The sequence below is a fragment of the Aquimarina sp. AU58 genome, assembly GCF_900312745.1.
Lineage (GTDB): Bacteria > Bacteroidota > Bacteroidia > Flavobacteriales > Flavobacteriaceae > Aquimarina > Aquimarina spinulae.
In genome coordinates this window covers 2896503-2918323 of the sequence record NZ_OMPD01000014.1, presented here as the reverse complement: position 1 = coordinate 2918323, position 21821 = coordinate 2896503, and the positions used below count along the sequence as shown (strand labels likewise).

Below are 21821 nucleotides of genomic sequence, written 5' to 3'. Positions count from 1 at the left end.
CAAACAAATGTTTAGTACCATTTTCTTATTGGCTTTATTATTTACCTTAGGAACGATTATCGTATCTGAGGCTTCTTCTATTACAACAGGTACTATTACTATTATTACCCTTAGGGGTTAGTTCATTTATATATTACCACCGGACCACGTATGTAATTCACAAAAAAGAATTACCAACAAAACTTTTATTAATAATTTCAACTTAAAAAATACAATATATCATATGAACGTTCTAAAATTTGGAGGTTCTTCTGTTGCTAATGCATCGACCATAGAAAGTGTAATAGAAATCATAAAACAACAATCACAAAATCAATCCTTATATGTAGTCGTTTCTGCAATGGGTGGCATTACCGATTTGTTGTTACAAGCCGGAGAGGAAGCTTCTGCTAATAATGAAAATTATAAAAACACACTGGCAGAAATTGAAAAAAGACATTTTGAGGCTGTAAAAGCTCTTATTCCTGTCGTATCCCAAAGTGCAATAATAAGTAAGGTTAAAGCAGAGCTTAATGCCTTAGAATCATTGTGCGAAGGAGTATATTTACTAAGTGAATTATCCCCAAAAACTGCTGCGGTAATTGCAAGTTTTGGAGAGATGCTCTCTTCTTATATTATCTCTGAAGCTGCCAAAATAAAAGGCTTAGATATCGTTTTAAAAGATTCTAGAGAGCTCATTGTTAAAACCATTAACTCTAAAGTTGTAATAGATTATAAAGAAACCAATGCCAGAATTAAAGAATTTGCAAATAACAGTACCCACAAAGTAAGTCTTTTCCCCGGTTTTGTTGCAAGAACGCAGGATGGTGAACCCACAACATTAGGAAGAGGTGGATCTGATTTTACTGCTGCCATTCTAGCTGCAGCTATCGATGCCAATGAATTACAAATCTGGACAGATGTAAGTGGGCTATATACTGCCAATCCAAAATTAGTAAAACAAGCGAAACCAGTATATCATATTTCATATCAGGAAGCTATGGAGCTTTCTCATTTTGGAGCTAAAGTAATATACCCTCCTACTATACATCCTGTATTAGAAAAGAATATTCCTATAGTGATTAAAAACACTTTTAAACCTAAGGATCAAGGAACTTTTATTACTCGAAAGGTAGAAGAACGAAAAAAACCAGTAACCGGAATTAGTCATATAGATAGTATCTCGATCATTTCTCTGGAAGGAAGTGGCATGGTTGGCATTCCCGGATTTTCAAAACGTTTATTTGAAGCTTTATTTTTAGAAAATATAAATGTAATCCTTATTACACAAGCTTCGTCTGAGCATTCTATATGTCTTGCTGTCGAAGCTTCTGAAGCAGAGAAAGCCAAAACTATTTTGGATGCTACATTCGAATTTGAGATTTCTAAACATAAACTAGATCCCGTTAAAATAGAAAATGATGTAGCTATTGTTGCATTGGTTGGTGATAATATGTATCATCACCAAGGATTGAGTGGTAAAATGTTTAGTACATTGGGTAAAAACAATGTAAATATAAGAGCTATCGCGCAAGGTGCTTCAGAAAAAAATATCTCTGTAGTAATTGCAAAAAAAGACATCAAAAAAGCCTTAAACATATTACATGAACGATTTTTTGAAGTAAAAACGAAACAGCTCAATTTATTTATCACTGGTGTAGGAAACGTAGGAAGTAAATTACTTGAACAGCTTCAGCAACAAAATAAATATCTTAAAGATAAATTACGTTTAAAAATTCGTGTGGTCGGGATGTCAAACTCCAAAACAATGGCCTTTAATGAAAACGGAATTGATCTTGATAAATGGCAAGAAACCCTTGCACAGGGAGAAAAAGCCAATGCAGAATCATTTTTCGCGAAAGTAAAAGAAATGAATCTACGTAATTCTATCTTCGTAGACAATACTGCAAACCCTAATATTGCCAAGATTTATAAACACTATTTGGCAGAAAGCATGGCTGTAGTAACTTGTAATAAAATTGCATGTGCCGATGAATATTCTAATTATGAAGAATTGCAAGATCTCTCTAGAAAATTTAATGCTCCGTTTTTATACGAAACTAATGTTGGAGCAGGTTTACCAATAATAGACACACTTAATAACTTAATTGCCTCTGGAGATAATATTCATAAAATACAAGCTGTATTATCAGGCAGTCTTAATTTTGTATTTAATAATTATACCGAAGAAGTTACTTTTCATGATATCGTAAAACAGGCTCAGCAAGAAGGATACACAGAACCTGATCCTAAGATAGACCTAAGCGGAGTTGATGTAGCTCGAAAAATCTTGATCCTTGCTCGTGAGAGTGAAAAAGTTATGGAGTTGGATAATATCGAGAATGAAGCATTTCTTCCCCAGGAAAGTTTAGAAACCAAAAGTGTAGACGAGTTCCTTAATTCACTAGCCCAAAACGAAGATCATTTTAAAGAAATCCTGGCAGAGGCCAACAAAAAACAATGTCGATTAAAATATGTAGCACAATATGAAGCAGAAAATGCAAAAGTAGGGTTGCAGCACATACCAGTTGATCATCCCTTTTATAATCTCGAAGGAAGTGATAATATTGTACTTTTTTATACCGATAGATATCCTAAACAACCTCTAATTGTTAAAGGAGCGGGTGCCGGAGCCGAAGTTACTGCTTCTGGTATCTTTGCAGATATTATAAGAATTGGTAAAAGTAAGTAGTATAAAATGTCGGTCTGACAAATAAAACGTACTAAAAAAACAACAAATGAAAAGTATCAAAATATTTGCTCCTGCTACGGTTGCTAATCTTTCTTGCGGATTTGACGTATTAGGATGCTGCTTGGATAATGTTGGTGACGAAATGATAATTTCTATCACAGCAGATCCTGGTGTAAAAATAACAAAGATTGAAGGAGCTAATCTTCCTATGGAGACTCACAAAAATGTTGCTGGTGTTGCTGTTGAAGCTTTTCTTAATGCATATGGGAAGAATATTGGAGTCGCTATTGAAATTTACAAAAAGATAAAAGCAGGTAGCGGAATAGGAAGTAGCGCCGCCAGTAGCGCTGGTGCTGTTTGGGCTATAAATCATTTATTAGGCAATCCATTTACCACACACGAATTGGTAAAATTTGCAATGGAAGGAGAAAAATTAGCAAGCGGTAACGCACATGCAGATAATGTTGCCCCTGCCCTTCTTGGTGGATTTACTTTGGTACGTAGTTATGATCCATTAGATATTATAAAACTACATTCTCCAAAAGACCTGGTAATGACAGTTATTCATCCGCAAATAGAAGTAAAAACATCAGATTCCCGATCTGTAATCAAACACAAGGTAACCTTAAAAAAAGCAATTCACCAATGGGGAAATGTAGGAGGGTTTGTTGCTGGATTGTTTACAGAAGATTATGATTTAATCGGTAGAAGTTTAGATGATGTAATTATCGAGCCATTACGATCCATTTTAATTCCTGAATTTAACAGTGTAAAAAATGCTGCTATTGCAAAAGGTGCTTTGGGATCAGGGATATCTGGTTCGGGTCCTTCAATTTTTGCACTTAGTAAAGGTATAAAGATTGCAAACGATGTAGCAGATGTGATACAAGACATTTACAACAAAACAGGAATTGATTTTGATATACACATTTCAAAAATTAATAGCAAAGGAATTAAGATAATAGAAGAAACCGAATACAGAAAATAAAAAATAATGCAATACTATAGCTTAAATAATAATGCTCCTAAAGTATCTTTTTCTGAAGCTGTCATAAAAGGTTTAGCTCCAGATAGAGGATTATACTTTCCAGAAAATATAACTCCGTTACCCAGTTCGTTTTTTGAAAACATAGAAGATCTGGATAACATTGAAATTGCCTATCAGGCTATACAACAATTCGTTGGGGATGAAATTCCTGAACCAGAACTACGCGATATTCTGACTGATGTTTTAAGTTTTGATTTTCCGGTAGTAGAAGTCGAAAATAATATAGGAACCTTAGAGCTATTTCATGGTCCAACTATGGCTTTTAAAGATGTTGGAGCCCGTTTTATGGCGCGATGCTTAGGGTATTTTAATAAAAATAACGAAAACCAGGTTACTGTTTTGGTTGCTACTTCTGGGGATACAGGTGGTGCAGTCGCAAATGGATTTTTAGGAGTAAAAGGTGTAAATGTAGTTATTCTCTATCCAACTGGAAAAGTAAGTGAAATACAAGAGAAACAATTAACTACACTAGGGCAAAATATAACAGCTTTAGAAGTAGACGGAGTATTTGATGACTGCCAGGAAATGGTAAAAACTGCATTTCTGGATGCAAGTATTACTGATCATAAACAATTAACGTCGGCAAATTCTATCAATGTAGCCAGATGGCTCCCACAATTATTTTATTTCTTATTTGCTTACAAACAGGTTAAACATAAGAAAAAAGATATTATATTTTCTGTCCCTAGTGGTAATTTTGGAAATATTTGCGCTGGAATTGTTGCTCAAAAATTAGGGCTTCCTGTTAAACAATTTGTAGCCTCGACCAATATAAATGATACTGTTGTTAGGTATTTAGAAACTTCAGAATATCAACCAAAACCATCAAAAGCTACAATTTCTAATGCGATGGATGTAGGTAATCCAAGTAATTTTATTAGAATACAACAGCTTTTTAATCATAGTTTTGCTGAGCTTAAGAATAATTTCTCTGCATATAGTTTTAATGATGATCAAACCAGAGAAACTATGAAAATGATTTATAACGAAACAGGATATATTGCTGATCCGCATGGTGCTGTTGGATATTTAGGTCTTAAAAAACAGGAACTTACTAATAATGAATATGGTATATTTCTAGAAACTGCACACCCCGTGAAATTTCTAAATATAGTCGAAGAAACTTTGGACACTACTATAGAAATTCCTAGTCAGATCCAAAAAGTAATGGATAAGGAAAAACACAGCATAATGGTAAATAGTTATGAAAAATTAAAAGAGTTCTTACTTCAGTAAGAACTCTTTTAAAAGTATAGTTTTTATTTTTTTAATCCGTAGCTAAGGATTTCATTACTCCATGAACGATATCCGTAGTAGATGCCAGGTATTTAAAATTTACCGTTGTATACTTATCTTCACTCTGGCGTACAAAAGGTGAATTATCTGCATTTTTCAATTCTGCAGTAAGTGTCACAGTTTCAAAACCAAAATTAGCGAAAAATCTACTCTCTGGTGTAGCCACTTCTCTCTTATATATAGGCACGGGAGATTCAAGACGATATAATGATTCTAAGCTAAGGCTAGATGCTAGCATTTCTATAGCTCTATCTTCATCATTATCCCAACCCATATAATCAGATCGGTGCATGGAATGAATTTTATATTCTTCGTCTTTCAATTTTTTGGTAAACATTCTTGTACCTACCATATTACTTTTCCAGTGGTCAAAAAATACAACCATGAAATTTATTTTACGTTCCTTTAATTCTGTTAATTTCAATGCGACATAGTATGCAATCGCAACACCTGTAGCATTATGAACCGCACCAGGGCTGTCCTTAACAGTATCATAATGTGCTGCTATCACAACGTATTCATCACTACCATTGGTAGCCGGAATCTCTGCAAAGATATTTGCGCCATTAAATAAATTTCCTTTCTTATCCTTTACATTATAAGTATGCTTTTCAGGTTTAAGCCCTATATCTTTTAAAGAACTAAATAAAAAATCGGCAGTAGTTTTCCTTTCGGAAGCACTCGATCTGCTTTTTAATTTTTTTCTTCCTCTAATAGGTTCATGGCCTGTGAGCTTGGCAACAATTCCCTTTTGGACATTAATAATCTCTGCTTCTTTTCGATCTTGTTCAGTCTGAGCTGGGGCCATCTGAATTGCGAAAATAAATAATAGTAAAAATTCTCTATAATAATTCATTTTGTAGGTTTTGTATTCTATTCCCTTTAACACAAATTTATGAAAAATCTGTAATTAAACAATTTTGTATTTTTATTGCATAAAATAACACTTTAATATGTCTTTTGCAAAAACCATACCTTTTATTATAATAACGATATTATTTGTTCAATGTGGCAATGATTCAAATACTAAAAATTTATTAAGTGCTTCAGAAAATTGGAGGAGCGAAGTTATTGAATTTCCTTTAGAATTTGCCACTTCTATACAATATTCGGGTATAGAATATGTTCGTTTTGCTCCTGGATGGGGAAAAGAAGGTGCTTCTGACTATTTTTCATATGCATTTTTATGGGATTTAAATGACGATCCACGACTATCTACCAAAAAAATTGAATCTGAAATGGAAGCTTATTTTGATGGTTTAATGCATTTGGTATCCAAAATGGATTCTATACAAAAGAACAAAATACCTAAATCTAAAGCTTTTTTTGAAAAAGTAAATGATTCTGTATATGTAGGAAAAATACTTACTTATGATGCTTTTACTACAAAAAAAGAGTTGGATTTAAATATTACAGTAAATTATAGTAGGTGTGAATTACAAAATAAGCACCTTGTATTGTTTAATTTATCTCCTCAGCCTCTTGAACATCAAATCTGGAAGAAATTAAAAAAGGTCACCGTTACTACCAATTGTAAATAACAATTTCTTTTTCAATTCATAAACTCGATGATATTTTTCTTATTAAGAAATAGAACTTGAAAATGATACGCTAACTTGATTATTCTGCCTGAAATTATTTTGTTTTGCCGACTACTGATCACTCATTTCGTATAATTCTACAGACTCTATATTTTTAATATATGTCATGTATTCTTCTTCTTTGGTTTCTTCTGTATCTATTGGAAAAATAGTCTCTTCACATCTTTTAAAAATCACTCTCGCATCCTCTTCTTTGTAATTAAATTCTTTTACCTGAGTAATAAAAGGTACATAATTCTTTGATTTTAACGTGATCGTTATCTTGTCATCAAAGGTTTTAAAGAGCACTAATTCTGTTCCTATTTCGCTATTAATAGACATATTATTATTTTAACTATAAACATATGTCAAAATACAATAAAATAGTTGTATTCTAAAAATAGTTTAAAGCCGGGTTATTTTAAACCATTGTAGTGCTATAATGGTTTTTGCATCGTTTATCTTTCCGGATATTAATAAATCATCTATTTCTGAGATATGGTACTTACATAGCTCTATATCTTCTTCCTCCTCCTTTAGTCCCCCACCTTTATGTATTTTGTCTTTCTCAAAAACTTCGGCATAATACAGATACATTCTTTCAGAAGAACCGCCAGGTGTAGCATAAAATGTAGTGATATGTCTTAAATCATTTACTTGATATCCCGTCTCTTCTTCGGTTTCGCGAATAGCGCATGCAACAGGATCTTCATTTTCTTCTAATCCTCCTGCCGGAATTTCAATAAGCCAACCATTACCATTTTTTGTGGTAGGATAACGAAATTGATTGATCAAGATTAGATGATTAGTGTCTTTCTCATATAATAAAACTGCAACAGAATCTCCTCGATCTACCATTTCTCGGGAATATGTGACCGGAGTACTTTTATGAAATCGATCATGAGTAACTATGGCTTTTTTAATTTTTAAAAAACCATCATAAATCAAATTTTCATCAAGAATCTTATAGTTCATCCATTCAAAATTAGACGTACAAAATATTACATTTTATTACTGCCAAGATATGGATTTTTAAATGGAAATATACTGATCAAACGGGCCTTTATATTAAATGAGCTCGACTAATTTTTAATATTAATCGAGCCCATTACCAATGACTAACTCAAATCTTGATCCTTCTTTATATTTTAATATCCTGGGTTTTGTTGATTAGCTATATTTGGATTTACATTAATCTCATCGATAGGTATAGGCATAATTGTTCTGTTCTCTGGAGCAGAAATTACAATAGGGTTTCCATCTTGAAGAAATTTACTAAATGTTATTCTATATCTGCTAAGATCATAAAGTCTAAACCCTTCAAAAGCTAATTCTTTACGTCTTTCTAAAACAATTTTATCTATTAATGCCTGTCCAGTTTCTGTAGATGCAACTACTAATGGATCGGCTCTCTGTATAATAGCGTCCAAAGTTTGTTGAGCGTCTATATCTTCATTTAATTGAGCATGAGCCTCTGCTTTGATTAAATACATTTCTGATAACCTTAATATTTGTATGTTATCATCTTGAGCCGCTACTTTGGGAAATTTCGTAACCAAATTCACACCATCATCAACCGGGTATAATTCTTTTCTAACATCTGTATTACTCAAAATATTCACAAAATCGTCTGTGGCGAAAGCATCTTTATAAGTAAGATAAAAATAACCGATGGAATTTGTTCCAGAATTATCAGTTTCATTATTTACCAATGTAAATAAAGTCTCACTATTATCATCTAAAGCCCAACTTGCGATGTATTCTTGATTCTCTAATAGTTTATTTCCACTATTATCAATTACATCGGTAGCCATATCTCTTGCTTTTCCCCAATCTTCCATATGTAAATACACTCGGGCGAGTAATGCTTTTGCTGCATAAACATCCATTCTAGAAGGAGATGACTGCTTCCTCATAAGGTTAGTTGCTTTTATTAAATCTCTTTCAATTTGAGCATAAACTTGGGCCGTTGTACTCCTTCCTGGTTCTTGAATAGTACCACCATCTCCCAAAGTTTCAAAATCAGGAATAGGTACTCCAAAATGAGAAGCATCTGATGTAAAATTATAAGGTTGTGCAAATAATAATTGAAGATTATGAAATGCCAATGCCCTCAATGCATACATTTCTCCTATATATTGCTCTGCATCTTCTTGCTCTGACTCAGGAAAAGATAACAACTCTGCCCTTTTTATAATTATTGAAGTAGAAGCAATAATACGTGTAAGATTCTCCCAGGCTGGAGTTATAAATCTATTATTAGAGTTTACTGTATATAAATCAAAATCCAAATATCTCCCTGTATTATCAAATGCATCTATAAAAGCATTATCAGATAAAATTTCGGGAAGCAACATCACAGTACGGTTATACACATCTGTATCTGCAAACAAGCTATAAGAACCATTTGCTGCTAAATTTAAAGAATTAAGATCTACAATGGCATTAGAAACCTCTACATTATCAGAAAATTCTTGCTCCAATGTGTCCTCACAAGCACTTAATATCAAAACAAATGCTGCAAGGGTATATAATATTTTATTTTTCATGATGCTATAAATTAAAATGTTAAATCTAAACCTAAGAACAGTGCTCTCGAAATCGGGATCTCCTGGTTTAACCTTCCATCAGATCCGGACTCAGGGTCTCTCTCCAACCGATCATCTTTTATATAAGTATATAAATTATTTCCTTTGATATAAATTCTGGCAGAAGAAAGTCCAATTGTTTCAATACTTTTAGCTGGTAATGAATATGCAAGAGTCACATCTCGTAATCGTATAAAAGATCCATCATATACAAATCTGCTTGATGGTTTAGACGATTGACCAGTTTGTCTATTACCATAAACAAAAGCTGGTACGTCTGTTATATCTCCTGGTTGTTGCCATCTTCTTTCATATGTGCCTCGAGTTACATTACCCGTACTAGAAAGTCTTCGGGAACCATCACTAAGTGTAAATCTGTTCCAGGTATCATATACCAACCCACCCCAAGCACTATACAACTGAAAATCTAACGAGATTCCTTTATATGAAAATGTATTTCTTAGTCCTGCATAAAAATCTGGAGTAGCATTCCCTATAATTACCTGATCTGCATCACCATAATTATTAGTAGTAGCATCTGATTCATCATTAATAAACCATAAAGCTTCTCCATTTTCAGGATCTACACCTGCATATCGAACCAAATAAAATGTTTCAAAATCTTCTCCTACTGCTGTAATACGAGTACGATCTATAATTGGTTCTCCACCATCAGATAGTTTTGTGACTTTATTTTTATTTGTAGTATAATTAAAACTTGTCGTCCAACTAAAACCATTATTACTGCTCACAATATTACGGGTAGTGATTTCAAACTCTATTCCTGTATTTTCCATTGCACCAATATTTTGTACAATATCTACGTCTCCATTTGTAGATGAAATAGGTCTTGCTCTAATAAGGTCTGTAGTTTCTCTTTTATACCAATCAAAACTTCCTTGTATTCTATTATTAAATAAAGAATAATCAAGTCCAATATTTAAAGGTTTGTTAACCTCCCATTTTAAATTAGGATTTCCTAAATCAGAGAAGAACAATCCTGGACTACCATCATAATCATTAATAGAAAAAAGATCAAATACTGCATAAGGATTATCATTTACACTATTGGAATTTTCATTACCAGCAATAGGATCGTTTCCATTCTCTCCATAACTCGCTCTTAATTTGAAGTCATTTATAAAACTTAATGAACTCATAAACTCTTCGTTGGCTATATTCCAACCAATACCAACAGACCAGAAAACACCATACTGGTTATCATCCTTAAATGTAGAACTACCATCACGTCTAAGCGACCCACTAATCAAATACTTCTCATTATAAGAATATTCTGCGTTAAGAAATATAGAATTTAATCCACTTTGTCTTCTGTTTGTAGAAGCTTCTGTAGGCAAACTACCTGCATTTAAGTCTACAAAACCATCGGGTATGTTTTCTACCTGTATATCTGTAAATTTATTTCTGGTTTTTTGTAATTCATACCCCCCAAAAGCTGACATATTATGATTTCTCCAACTCATATTATATCTCAACATGTTTCTAAATAGCCAAGTGAATAAAAAATCGGAGTCTTGATTTCCTCTTCCTGTTGGTCTGCCATCTCCAAAACCAGCAGGTAGTCGTATATAATCATCTCTAAATCCTTGATTCATATTAATTGATGATTCAAACGAAAGTCCATCCAGTATTTTATAAGATAGATCTGCCCCGGCCAGAATTCTATGCGTAATATTTCTTCTTGTCTCAGTTTCAGCTTGGGCCACTGGATTATGAGTACTGTTAAAACCAAAATTATAAGTCCCATCTTCATTATATGGAGAAATGTCTGGTCGTATTCGATATATGGATCTTACAGGGTTTGCAAAAGCACCTCCATCTGGTCTTATATCAAAAATATTTTTGTTATACGATATATTGGCACTAAAATTAATTCTATCATTTATTCTTTGGTCTAATTTGATTCTTGAGTTCATTCTTTCAAATTGAGACCCAACAATAACTCCTTCTTGATTAAAGTATCCTCCTGAAATATAATACTTTGTGTTTTCATTTCCTCCTCTTAGAGATAGATCGTGTTGTTGGTAAAAACCATCTTGAGTTAACAAATCAAACCAATTAGTATTCACATCTGGATTAAATCCTCTATCTGTTATATAAGCCAAAGCATCGTTATCATTATCTCTGATTCCTGCATTTTGTATCCCTTCTACCAATAACTCTTTTAATTCTGAAGTATTAAGAGGTTTAAAGCGATTTGCAACTGTTGGAGAAGATAATCCTGCCTGTGTACTATATGAAATAATCATCTTACCTTGTTCTCCTGATTTTGTTTGTATCACAATGACACCATTAGCTCCTCTAGTCCCATAAATCGATGTGGCAGCAGCATCTTTTAAAACAGAAATTGTTTTAATATCTCCTGGATTAAGAGAAGTAATTATAGAGGCATCTCTCGTCTGTATACCGTCAATGACGTATAGTGGAAATGAAGCTGTGAAAGATCCAACACCTCTTATTCTTACGTTTGGTGTAGATCCAGGTTGACCACTATCAGAAGTTACCAATACTCCAGGAACGTTACCTTGAATACTTTCTTGGATAGCTGCTCTTGGTGTAGCATTAATTGCTTCCAATTTTACATTTATTGCTGAACCTGTAAGCCTGGATTTTCGCTGAACCGCATACCCCGTTACAACTACTTCCTCGAGATTACTAATATCTTCTTTTAGGACTACATCTATAACATTCTTAGTTACTACAATTTCCTGGGTTTCAAAACCTACATAAGAAAACACCAGGGCATCACCTTGATTAACTTCTAGTTTATAATTACCATCAAAATCTGTTAATGTTCCTTTGTTTGTACCTTTAATAATTACATTAACTCCTGGTAAAGGGTAGCCTTCTTCACTTTGTATTGTACCGCTTACAAAATTTTGCTGTGTATTGGTTTCATTACCAATCGTATTTTTATTGGTTTGCTCTATTGACTTTTCTTCTATATAATCTAATAGATTTCTAAGAGCTAGTCCTGATGTTTTTACATTTCTTGGAAATAAAACAATTTGATTTTTATAAATCTTGAAATTTATATTAGTATCATCAAATAGCCCGTATAACACTTTTTTTACTCGCTCATTAGTCGCTACAAGAGATACTTTTCTTGAAATATCGACCAAATTGTTATTATAAAAGAAACGAAATTCGCTTTTTTGTTCAATCTCCTCAATGGCCATTTGCAATGTAACCTCTTCAAGAGAGATTGATATATTTTGAGAATATGTATTAAATGAAAATAGTTTTGAAATGGTAATACATATAAGTAAAGAATAAATTTTCATAATTCTTATAAGATGTTTTCTGGATAAGAAAACTCCGGAAAGGTTTTTTTTCATAATTTTGTGTGATTTTAATTATTCTAATTCTGAGTCTAGTTAAATGATTAACAGAAGAGGATGTTACCGCATCCTCTTCTCTATTTATTATATTATTCTGAATTGAGCATGACTTTGTTGTTTACATATTTATAATTAATGGGTGAAGACATTTTGATGAGTTCCAACACCTCTTTTAGCGTAAGGTTATCAAACTCTCCTGTATATTTGTATTGTAGAAGTGAATCAGATTTAATTGTAAACTCTACATTATATTTTCTGTTTAGATCTAATACAACTTGTTTTAATGGGGTCTTGTCAAAAATTAATTTACCTTCTTGCCAGGCAACTATATTTTTAGAATCCACTTTATCCACTTTGATATTACTTTTTTCTTTATCAAAAATTGCCCTTTGCGATGGTTCCAAAACGATGGGTCCTTCTTTTTGTTGTTGAAAAACTTCAACTTTTCCTGTTACCAATGTAGTTTCAATTTTTTCGTCTTTTGGATAGGATTTCACATTAAATGATGTACCCAAAACTCTAATATTGATATGGTCTGTAGTTACTATAAAAGGTTTGGTTACATCCCTTTTTATATCAAAAAATGCTTCTCCTATCAAAGTAACTTTTCTAATACTATCTGTAAATGTATTGGGATAAGTAAGACTACTATTGGCATTTAATACAATCGTAGAACCATCTGGTAACACTACTGTTTTGTACCCTCCATGACTCGTAGCTACATGCTTAGTATTAGAATTAAGAATTTCTGTAGTATCAACAATCGAATTGTTATTAGGAAAAGGTGTAAATATATACCACATCATAAAAGGGATTACTATCGATGCTGCAATAGCTGTGTAATAGTATCTTTTCTTCTTAGTTCTCTTTGAAGAAAAACTTTGGTACTGAGCATTAACATCCATATTACTTAGTGAATCCAACGTAGAAGCAACATATTTTGCCTTAAGTAAATTGAACTGTTTTTGATGCTCACTATCTTTTTTAATCCATTCGATTACTATTTTCTTTTCATCAGGACTAGCATCTCCCTTTATAAACTTTATAAGGTCTTTTTCTTGCATTAATTATAATCTTATATTTATACAGACGTACAAATATGGATTACCCCCTAATAACTTTTGGTTTTTTTAAAAAAAAGATAAGAATTCTCGTAAATGTAGTCTCATATGTTTTATTGCTTTAGACATATGATTCTCTACAGTTTTAATCGAAATATCTAATTCATCAGATATTTCCCTATTCTTTAAACCTTCAATTCGGCTTTTAACAAAAACTTTTTTACATTTCTTAGGAAGTAATTCAATACCTGTCTGTATTCTTTGTTCTAATTCTTTCTCTAATATAGAAGAAGCATCCTTATCTGCAAGTGCATTATGGTTTATAAAAGCTTCAAGTTGTACTATATTATTTGAGCTATTAAGCTTATATTTTTTGGATCGTAGATAATCTAGGCAGGAATTTTTGGTACTCTTAAATAGGTACCCATTAATATTAGTAGTAATATTTTTTTTGTTTTTCCAGATTTTCACAAATACATCCTGTACTATCTCTTCTGCTTCTTCTTTATTAGAAACATAGCTTCGAGCTACATATAATAACTTACTATAATAAAGTTCAAAAAGAATCTTGAAGGCTTCTTCATTTCCTTCATTTATATTCTTAATGAAAAAGCTTTGTGTTATTTGTGATTCCTTTTTCACTAGTACAATAATTCATGATAAAGGTAAATATTTTTTTTTAACGATACTACAACAAATAATTAACACTAAAAATTTCATTATCACAAAATAAACTGCAAACCCTTGATATATATACATATATCCAAGGATCTTATTCATTTATTATTTGGATATAAAAACTTCAAAAATAGATATATCAAGAAATTATTACCTCATTAATTTCTATCCTTGATTCTGTATACAAATTTTAATCCACTCCAATCTTTATCTATTGCAGCCACTTTTACATCGACTAATCCTATACTAATTAGATAATTTCTTATAAGATCTCTTTTAAGGTCCGTAGGAATAGATGAGCTTCCTTTTGGCCAGCTTACCCATAACATTCCGTTCTTTTTTAAAGCAATCTTATGTTTGACTGCTACTTCCTGCAATTCTATAAAAGTGGTACAAAAAATATGAATAAAATCTACACTTTCATTTTTAGGTTGTTGTACTTCTCTAATTCTTTTTGGTATATCTGAAAAAAGACTATAATAATAATTTGGCTGTTTATATAGCATTAGCGTATCATCATCTTTAATTCCTAATTTTTTGGCTAGAGGTGTACCCGAATATCCTGTTGGCATAATTAAAATGTGTTTACAATACATTAATAACACTATTCAAAGTTACTAAATACCATGAACAGAAATGCTCTTAGAATTATTTTGTACCTTTTATTTATTCAAATTTTTAATCATCATTATAATGTCTAATCAATAATTTATTAGGATTATACAAAAAAGCATTGGATACCTACACAAAGTTTTTTACATTCGGCGTCTATTTGATAACCATAAATCATCTATTATGCAAAATACTGCTTTGACAGAAATTCATACTGCCTTGGGAGCTAAAATGGTTCCTTTTGCTGGTTATAATATGCCCGTATCTTACGAAGGTGTAAATATAGAACACGAAACAGTACGTAAAAGTGTTGGAGTTTTTGATGTATCTCATATGGGAGAGTTTCTTATTACAGGTCCCAATGCATTAGATCTTATCCAAAAAGTAACTTCTAATGATGCTTCTAAGTTAGTAGATGGAAAAGCTCAATATAGTTACTTACCAAATGATAAAGGTGGAATTGTAGATGATTTAATTGTATATAGAATTGCTGATCAAAAGTATCTTATGGTGGTCAACGCATCTAATATCAAAAAAGACTGGGATTGGATAAGCAGTCATAACACAATGAATGCTGACATGCGTGACCTATCTGATGACTATTCTTTATTAGCTATTCAAGGACCAAAAGCTGCCATAGCTATGCAATCTTTAACCTCTGTTGATCTTGAAGCAATGAAATTTTACACTTTTGAAGTGTCTGATTTTGCAGGGATCGAACATGTTATTATTTCTGCTACAGGATATACTGGTAGTGGTGGTTTTGAAATCTACTGTAAAAATTCTGAAGTAGAACAAATCTGGAGTAAAGTATTAGAAGCTGGGGCAGATTATGATATTAAACCTATTGGTCTTGCTGCCAGAGATACATTAAGATTAGAAATGGGATATTGCCTTTATGGTAATGATATTAATGATACCACCTCTCCTATTGAAGCTGGATTAGGTTGGGTTACTAAATTCTCAAAAGATTTTATTAATGCAGAAGCCTTAGCCAAGGAAAAAGAACATGGTGCAGAACGAAAATTAATTGGTTTTGAGTTAGATGAACGCGGTATTCCTCGTCATGATTATGATATTGTAGACGGAAATGGAAATAGTATTGGGATAGTAACGTCTGGTACTATGTCTCCTTCTTTAGGAAAAGGTATTGGTCTTGGATATGTTCCTTCGATTTTTGCAAAACCAGGAAGTAAAATCAATATCCAGGTACGTAAAAATGCAATTCCTGCAACAGTAATAAAATTACCTTTCTACAAAGGGTAGTTTTACAATAAAAATAGTATAGTTAAGTTTCAAAGTTACAATAGTAATATTTGGAACTTAATTTTTTTTACACATCACTAACATTGAAGAAAGTTTTAATCATAGGAGCCAGTGGTTTTATAGGAAATGCATTATATAAAGAGCTTAATTCCTATTTTGATACTTACGGTACATACCATACCGATAATTCTTTTTTTGAAAAAAATCAAAAGTTCTTTCAGTATGATATGGAAATGGAAGATATCTCTATTTTACTGGATAATCTTAAACCAACTACTATTATTACTACTCTTAGAGGTAACTTTAATTCACAATTAGACGCGCATCAACGTATCATACAATGGATTCAAAAACATAAATGCCGACTTATTTTTATCTCCAGTGCTAATGTATTTGATTCGTTTAGCAATTACCCATCTTATGAATATGACAAAACACTTAGTGATAGCGTTTTTGGCAGATTCAAAATAAAAATTGAAAATGCACTATTACGATTGCCTGCTCATAAATACGTAATAGCTCGGGTGCCTATGATTTTTGGTTCTACTACTCCAAGAGTACAAGAGCTTAAAACTCTTCACGACCTTAGAGCACCTATAGAAGTTTTTCCTAATGTAATTATTAATGCAACTTCTATATCAAAATTAACACAACAAATACATTATATCATTAATCGCAATAAGAAAGGAGTTTTTCACCTTGGAAGTACTGATCTTATTTATCATCTCGATCTAATTAAAGAAATCTGTGATGCCTTACAATTAGATGAACCGGTTTTCAAGCAAGTCTATGATTCTAATAATGATCGCTATCTTGCTGTTTTACCAAAAGATAATAAACTTCCTAAAAATCTTCAGATTACGACACAACAGGTTATTGATTCTGTAATTGCGAAATAATTCTTAATATATTGATAATTGGTTATTAATACTACATATTCCTATTATCTTTGTACTATGATTGAAGATGGAAAAAAGATTATATTATTTGATGGCGTTTGCAATTTATGCAACACTGCAGTCTTATTTACTATTAAACGAGATAAAAATGATGTATTTCGCTATGCTCCATTACAAAGTAAAATTGGTAAAAGATTAATCGCAGAGAGAAATATTGATTCTACAAAATTAGACTCTATACTATTAATTGACCCTGATATTGCTTACTATTATAAGTCAACAGCCGCTCTACATATTGCAAAACAACTCTCTGGTATGTATCCTTTACTTTCTGTTTTTCTTATTTTACCTAAATTCTTTAGAGATTGGATTTACGATATTATTGCCAAAAACAGATATAAATGGTTTGGTAAAAAAGAAAGTTGTATGATTCCAACTCCAGAACTCAACGCTCTTTTTATAGATCAAAAGTAATTGAATCATTATCTATATTCCTTCATTTGGTTTCTGGTATATTAACCGAAGAATCATTTGTTCTATGTTTTACAGTATGCTCTGTTTGATGTTTTTTTCTTAGTTCATTTGATTGAGCATCTAACTTATTAATATTATCAATATGTACAATACTGAGACATATTACAGCAAAAGTAATAAGCACTATGGGTAGTAAAAGCCGTTTCATCTTTATGAGTGTTTATGTGATACTTCAAATGTATTGATAAGAACGATACGGCGTAAGGGGATTATAACTAAGAATGCTTAGGGGGTTTTTCCCCTATTAAAAATATAAACAAACAAATTTAAAAAGAAGCGTTACCTAAATCAAAAGGGTAATTCACTCAATTAGGGTTTTAATAAAAAAAGTAACAATATACATTCGCTTTGTAATCAAAACCGTACTACTATGAGAATCTATACATTATTATTTTTGTTTTTTTCATTTATGATAACAGCTGGTGCTGAAAAAAAAACCGAAACCACAATAGAAGAGGTAACTGTATATCTTGAAGGAGCACAAATAAAACGAACAGCCTCTGTGAATCTAACTTCGGGTACCAATGAGATCACATTATCAGATCTATCTCCTAATATCGAAGAAAACAGTATTCAAATATCTGGATTAAACAATACATCCATTCTTGCCATAAATTTCGCAATTAATTATCTGGAAAAGAAAAAAGATTCTGAAGAGTTAGCATCTTTAAAAAAACAACTAAAGTTAATATTACAGCAAAAAAATAATTTTAATAATAATGTATCGGGTCTTCAACAAGAACAAAAACTTTTAAATAACAATCAACGTATTGGAAGTGATGCTACCCCTATTTCCTTAGAAAAAGTAAAAGAAATTTCTGCTTATTATCGAGAAAGATCAACAGCAATAGAAAACGAAATATACACACTCACTCAAAAGGTAAATGATCTAAATAATCAAATTCAAGATCTTAAAAATGAAATCAATAAACTTGAAGACCATACCAAAGAAGAACGAGGTGAGATCAAATTGAAACTAGACTCCCCTATTGCCTCTAATTTAATTTTAGAAATACGATATAATGTTGCTAATGCTGGATGGTTTCCTTTATATGATATTAAATCAAATAGCACAGAGTCACCACTTAATATAACTTATAAAGCAAATGTATATCAACAAACGGGTACAGATTGGAAAAATGCAAATATCATCCTATCTACCGGAGACCCTAATACTAATAACCTAAAACCAGATCTAAATCCAAAATATTTAAATTTTACGTATCGAGGATATAGAAAAGGATATACCATAAATAAATATTCTTATAAATACAATCCAACCATAAGAAGAGTATCTGGGATCATTACAGATAAACAAGGGATGCCTCTTCCCGGGGTTAATGTAATAGAAAAAGGAACAACTAATGGAATACAAACTGGTTTTGACGGGAGATACACTATAAATATCCAGGGTGGCCGAGAGCTTTCTTTCTCTTATCTTGGGTTTAATAATAAAACGATTCCTATCCATTCTTCATCCATAGATGTAAAATTAGATGAAAGTTTAAAATCATTGGAAGAAGTAGTTGTTACTTCTAAATTACGAGGAAAAATTCGTGGTATTTCTTCCACCGAAAGAAAAGAAGAAAAAAAAGAGTACAACCAAATCGTCGAAACCAAAGAATCGGGAATAACCAGTACCCGATTTAAAATCAAAAAGAAATACACCATTAATTCTAATGCCGATATTACCGTAATTGTTATTGACAAATTTGATATGAAAGCCGATTATCAATACTATACCGCACCAGAACTTAATGAAAACGTATTTCTTACCGCAAAACTAGGAAACTGGGAACAATTTAATCTCTTAGCAGGAGAAGCGAATATCTATTTTGAAGGGAGTTTTGCTGGTAAAACAAATATTGATCCTCTGGCCACAACAGATAGTTTAACCATTTCTCTAGGTGTAGATCCAAATATTGTTGTAAAAAGAGAACTGCTCGATAATTTCAAAAGCAAATCTTTTACAGGAAATAATAGAATCATAAATCGTGGGTACAAAATAAGCATCAAGAACAACAAACAAAATAAAATCTTTATTACTCTAGAAGATCGTATGCCAGTTTCACAAAATAAAGAGATCAAACTGGATAATATAAATTCTAGTAATGCAAAGTATGATACCAAAACCGGTATTATGACCTGGAAACTAGACATTTCTTCTAAGCAAAAGGTAGAAAAGCAATTTTCTTATCAAGTTAAATATCCAAAAAACAAACAGATTACCCTTTAACGCCGAAATGTATAACGAAAACCATCTTTAAACTGTTCGTCAACGACAAATTCATTAGTTGTAATCTCAAAATTACCTAAGTTTCTTTCATTGACGATCAGTTCTTTATTACCATTTATAGTAATAATAGAAAAAGTATAAATTCCTGTTGGAAATAAATCTTCGGTAGAAGAATTAGCAGCGTTATTATTAGTTACTTCTACTCTTTTTTTAGTATCATCAAAGTCCCAAACTATAACTCCTTTATTAAAATCATCATTTATACCTGCAAACCCACCTGTAACATTTACTAAATTCCAAATCCCTGTTAAACCAGATGGATTAGAAGGCGGATTAACTGGGGCACCATCATCATCCCCACTACAACCTATTATTGTAAATAAGAATATTACATAAACAAAATGTTTCATCTCTATTATTTTTGGTTACTATTATATAACAGTAGATGAATTACGTTTAGTATACGTTGCGTTAACAAATGTTAAATATCAAAATCTAATTACAACAAAGTTTCTGCAATATGTTCTATTTCATCCAAAAGAGCTCTTAGATCATCTTCTTGGGTTAATGGGTTCATAATCGTAGTTCTTAAATAGCGATGCTCTCCTATTGTTGTCTGAACAATATAAAACTTACCAGATTTCACTAACCATTGGCGAATAGTATTATTAAGAGTATTAAGATCCTCGCTATCTGTTTTGAAATATCTGAAATTAATAATATTAGCTTCTGGCTCAAGAGCTAGTTCGAAAGAAGGTCGCTCTCTTACCATTTTGGCAAAGACCGAACTCAGATCATAAAGTTTATCAATATTCTTTTCGAATATTTCTTCTCCATATGTCTTAAGGATGGTATACACCTTAATAGACATCATTAATTTTGTACACTCAAAAGTTCGTTTTCCCGAATTGTACCATTCTCTGGTATGTTGAGAATCCCAAAGGTATTGAGCTTTTTGGGCAAATGTTTGATAAGCATTTTCTTCTTTCTTAAAAATTAATGCTGTGTTTAAAGCGGGAGTCATTAACATTTTATGAAAATCTATAACTACAGAATCAGCACGAGATATTCCATTAGTTAGATGTTGATATTTTTTTGAAAACACCACTCCGCCACCATGTGCTCCATCAATATGAAACCACAGGTTATTTAGTTCTGCAAAATCTGCTAATGCTTCTAAATCATCATATGACCCTGTAGCAGTAGAACACGCACAACCGATAAGTGCAATCACATGAAACCCATCAGATTTAGCTTTATCCAAATGCTTACTTAGCACACTTGTATCTATTTTAAAATCTATATCTACAGGTACTTTAATAATTCCTTCGCTTCCTAAACCAAGAATTCTGGCTGCTCTATCAATACAATAATGAGCTTCTTCAGAAACCATAACTGCCAATTTTTCTTGATGTCCCTGTTCCCAAATAGCGGATGGAGCTTTAGCTTTACGTGCTGCTAATAAAGCAGTAAGATTAGCCAAAGTACCTCCCGAAGTAAGAAAACCAGAAGTTTCTGCAGTATATCCAATTCTTTGCGCTACAAAATCAGTAACGATCTTTTCAATTGCATTAGCCGCCATTCCCATTTCATATACACCAGTACCGTTATTTAATAAATCAGACATCAATCCAGCCAAAGTTGAAACTAATGCAGGAACTGCAACTTGATGACCAATATATCTTGGGTGATGTACCTGAACTGAGTGATCTAAAATACTTTTAAATACATCTAATGTCCCCGAATCTGATGCAAAATCTTGTTTCCAGTAAGATAGTTCCTCTTCTGGATTGCGAAAAGGCAGTACAGGATGTTCTCGATCGGTCTGAACCTTTTCTAAATGATCTGCAAGTAAATCAATAACTTGATGTCCCATCTTTCTGAAATCTGAAGGATCATAAGCTTTCTCTAATATATCTGTTTTTGGTATTGTATTCTGCATGTTTCGTATTAGAATTAGGTTTTTAATAGCACATATATAAAATCAGTA

Annotated in this window: 19 protein-coding genes; 8 read left to right on the top strand and 11 right to left on the bottom strand. The window is 32.0% G+C overall.

The features are described from left to right. Positions 1 to 223: 223 nt before the first annotated feature. The 3 genes from thrA to thrC are packed head-to-tail and all read left to right on the top strand — an operon-like array spanning position 224 to position 4955. Positions 224 to 2671 (top strand): bifunctional aspartate kinase/homoserine dehydrogenase I, encoded by a 2448-nt coding sequence (gene thrA, locus DK441_RS23975; protein ID WP_109853085.1) that lies wholly within the window; start codon positions 224 to 226, stop codon positions 2669 to 2671. Positions 2672 to 2717: 46 nt separating this feature from the next. Further along, on the top strand, positions 2718 to 3659 hold the full coding sequence (locus DK441_RS23970) for a homoserine kinase (RefSeq protein ID WP_109853084.1): 942 nt from the start codon (positions 2718 to 2720) through the stop codon (positions 3657 to 3659). Positions 3660 to 3665: 6 nt separating this feature from the next. After that, positions 3666 to 4955: a threonine synthase gene (gene thrC / locus DK441_RS23965; RefSeq protein WP_109853083.1), complete on the top strand. Its 1290-nt coding sequence runs from the start codon at positions 3666 to 3668 to the stop codon at positions 4953 to 4955. A 31-nt stretch (positions 4956 to 4986) separates the two neighbouring features. Here the strand turns inward: thrC and DK441_RS23960 are convergent, their stop codons facing one another. Further along, positions 4987 to 5871, bottom strand: a complete 885-nt coding sequence (locus DK441_RS23960) for a M28 family metallopeptidase (RefSeq protein WP_074406316.1) — start codon at positions 5869 to 5871, stop codon at positions 4987 to 4989. Positions 5872 to 5968: 97 nt separating this feature from the next. Between DK441_RS23960 and DK441_RS23955 the strand changes: the two genes are divergently transcribed. Further along, positions 5969 to 6556: a hypothetical protein gene (locus tag DK441_RS23955; RefSeq protein WP_109853082.1), complete on the top strand. Its 588-nt coding sequence runs from the start codon at positions 5969 to 5971 to the stop codon at positions 6554 to 6556. A 111-nt stretch (positions 6557 to 6667) separates the two neighbouring features. On the opposite strand, the gene DK441_RS23950 is transcribed toward DK441_RS23955, so the two are convergent. The 7 genes from DK441_RS23950 to DK441_RS23920 all read right to left on the bottom strand — a co-directional run bounded on the left by DK441_RS23950 (position 6668) and on the right by DK441_RS23920 (position 14856). Then, the gene (locus tag DK441_RS23950; protein WP_109853081.1) at positions 6668 to 6937 is read right to left on the bottom strand and encodes a hypothetical protein; all 270 of its coding nucleotides are present in this window, start codon (positions 6935 to 6937) and stop codon (positions 6668 to 6670) included. Positions 6938 to 7000: 63 nt separating this feature from the next. Then, positions 7001 to 7570, bottom strand: coding sequence for an NUDIX hydrolase (locus tag DK441_RS23945; protein WP_109853080.1), 570 nt, complete (start codon positions 7568 to 7570; stop codon positions 7001 to 7003). A gap of 173 nt (positions 7571 to 7743) precedes the next feature. Beyond that, entirely contained in the window at positions 7744 to 9144 is a 1401-nt protein-coding gene (locus DK441_RS23940; protein WP_109853079.1) for a RagB/SusD family nutrient uptake outer membrane protein, read from the bottom strand. A gap of 11 nt (positions 9145 to 9155) precedes the next feature. Continuing rightward, a complete protein-coding gene (locus DK441_RS23935) occupies positions 9156 to 12542 on the bottom strand; it encodes a TonB-dependent receptor (RefSeq protein ID WP_109853078.1) in 3387 nt (1128 codons plus the stop codon). Positions 12543 to 12634: 92 nt separating this feature from the next. After that, positions 12635 to 13609 carry a FecR family protein gene (locus DK441_RS23930; protein ID WP_109853077.1) on the bottom strand — a complete coding sequence of 325 codons (975 nt, stop codon included), beginning with the start codon at positions 13607 to 13609 and terminating at the stop codon, positions 12635 to 12637. Positions 13610 to 13675: 66 nt separating this feature from the next. Further along, complete coding sequence (locus DK441_RS23925) at positions 13676 to 14248, bottom strand: RNA polymerase sigma-70 factor (protein WP_025663772.1); 573 nt, start codon at positions 14246 to 14248, stop codon at positions 13676 to 13678. Positions 14249 to 14442: 194 nt separating this feature from the next. After that, positions 14443 to 14856, bottom strand: a complete 414-nt coding sequence (locus tag DK441_RS23920; RefSeq protein WP_109853076.1) for a DUF3052 domain-containing protein — start codon at positions 14854 to 14856, stop codon at positions 14443 to 14445. 223 nt (positions 14857 to 15079) lie between these two features. Between DK441_RS23920 and gcvT the strand changes: the two genes are divergently transcribed. The 3 genes from gcvT to DK441_RS23905 all read left to right on the top strand — a co-directional run bounded on the left by gcvT (position 15080) and on the right by DK441_RS23905 (position 17535). Next, entirely contained in the window at positions 15080 to 16162 is a 1083-nt protein-coding gene (gene gcvT, locus DK441_RS23915; protein ID WP_109853075.1) for a glycine cleavage system aminomethyltransferase GcvT, read from the top strand. Positions 16163 to 16245: 83 nt separating this feature from the next. Then, complete coding sequence (locus DK441_RS23910; protein ID WP_109853074.1) at positions 16246 to 17061, top strand: sugar nucleotide-binding protein; 816 nt, start codon at positions 16246 to 16248, stop codon at positions 17059 to 17061. Positions 17062 to 17118: 57 nt separating this feature from the next. Further along, positions 17119 to 17535 carry a thiol-disulfide oxidoreductase DCC family protein gene (locus tag DK441_RS23905; protein ID WP_109853073.1) on the top strand — a complete coding sequence of 139 codons (417 nt, stop codon included), beginning with the start codon at positions 17119 to 17121 and terminating at the stop codon, positions 17533 to 17535. Between the two features lie 22 nt (positions 17536 to 17557). On the opposite strand, the gene DK441_RS23900 is transcribed toward DK441_RS23905, so the two are convergent. Beyond that, complete coding sequence (locus tag DK441_RS23900; protein ID WP_074406326.1) at positions 17558 to 17743, bottom strand: hypothetical protein; 186 nt, start codon at positions 17741 to 17743, stop codon at positions 17558 to 17560. Between the two features lie 222 nt (positions 17744 to 17965). Here DK441_RS23900 and DK441_RS23895 point away from each other — a divergent pair, with 222 nt between their 5' ends. After that, positions 17966 to 19831 (top strand): DUF4139 domain-containing protein, encoded by a 1866-nt coding sequence (locus DK441_RS23895; RefSeq protein ID WP_109853072.1) that lies wholly within the window; start codon positions 17966 to 17968, stop codon positions 19829 to 19831. Here DK441_RS23895 and DK441_RS23890 read toward each other — a convergent pair. Together DK441_RS23890 and DK441_RS23885 are read right to left on the bottom strand one after the other, a co-directional pair. Then, a complete protein-coding gene (locus DK441_RS23890; RefSeq protein WP_109853071.1) occupies positions 19828 to 20241 on the bottom strand; it encodes a hypothetical protein in 414 nt (137 codons plus the stop codon). The genes DK441_RS23895 and DK441_RS23890 overlap by 4 nt on opposite strands. 89 nt (positions 20242 to 20330) lie before the next feature. Next, positions 20331 to 21773 carry an aminotransferase class I/II-fold pyridoxal phosphate-dependent enzyme gene (locus tag DK441_RS23885; protein ID WP_109853070.1) on the bottom strand — a complete coding sequence of 481 codons (1443 nt, stop codon included), beginning with the start codon at positions 21771 to 21773 and terminating at the stop codon, positions 20331 to 20333. Between the last annotated feature and the right edge of the window lie 48 nt (positions 21774 to 21821).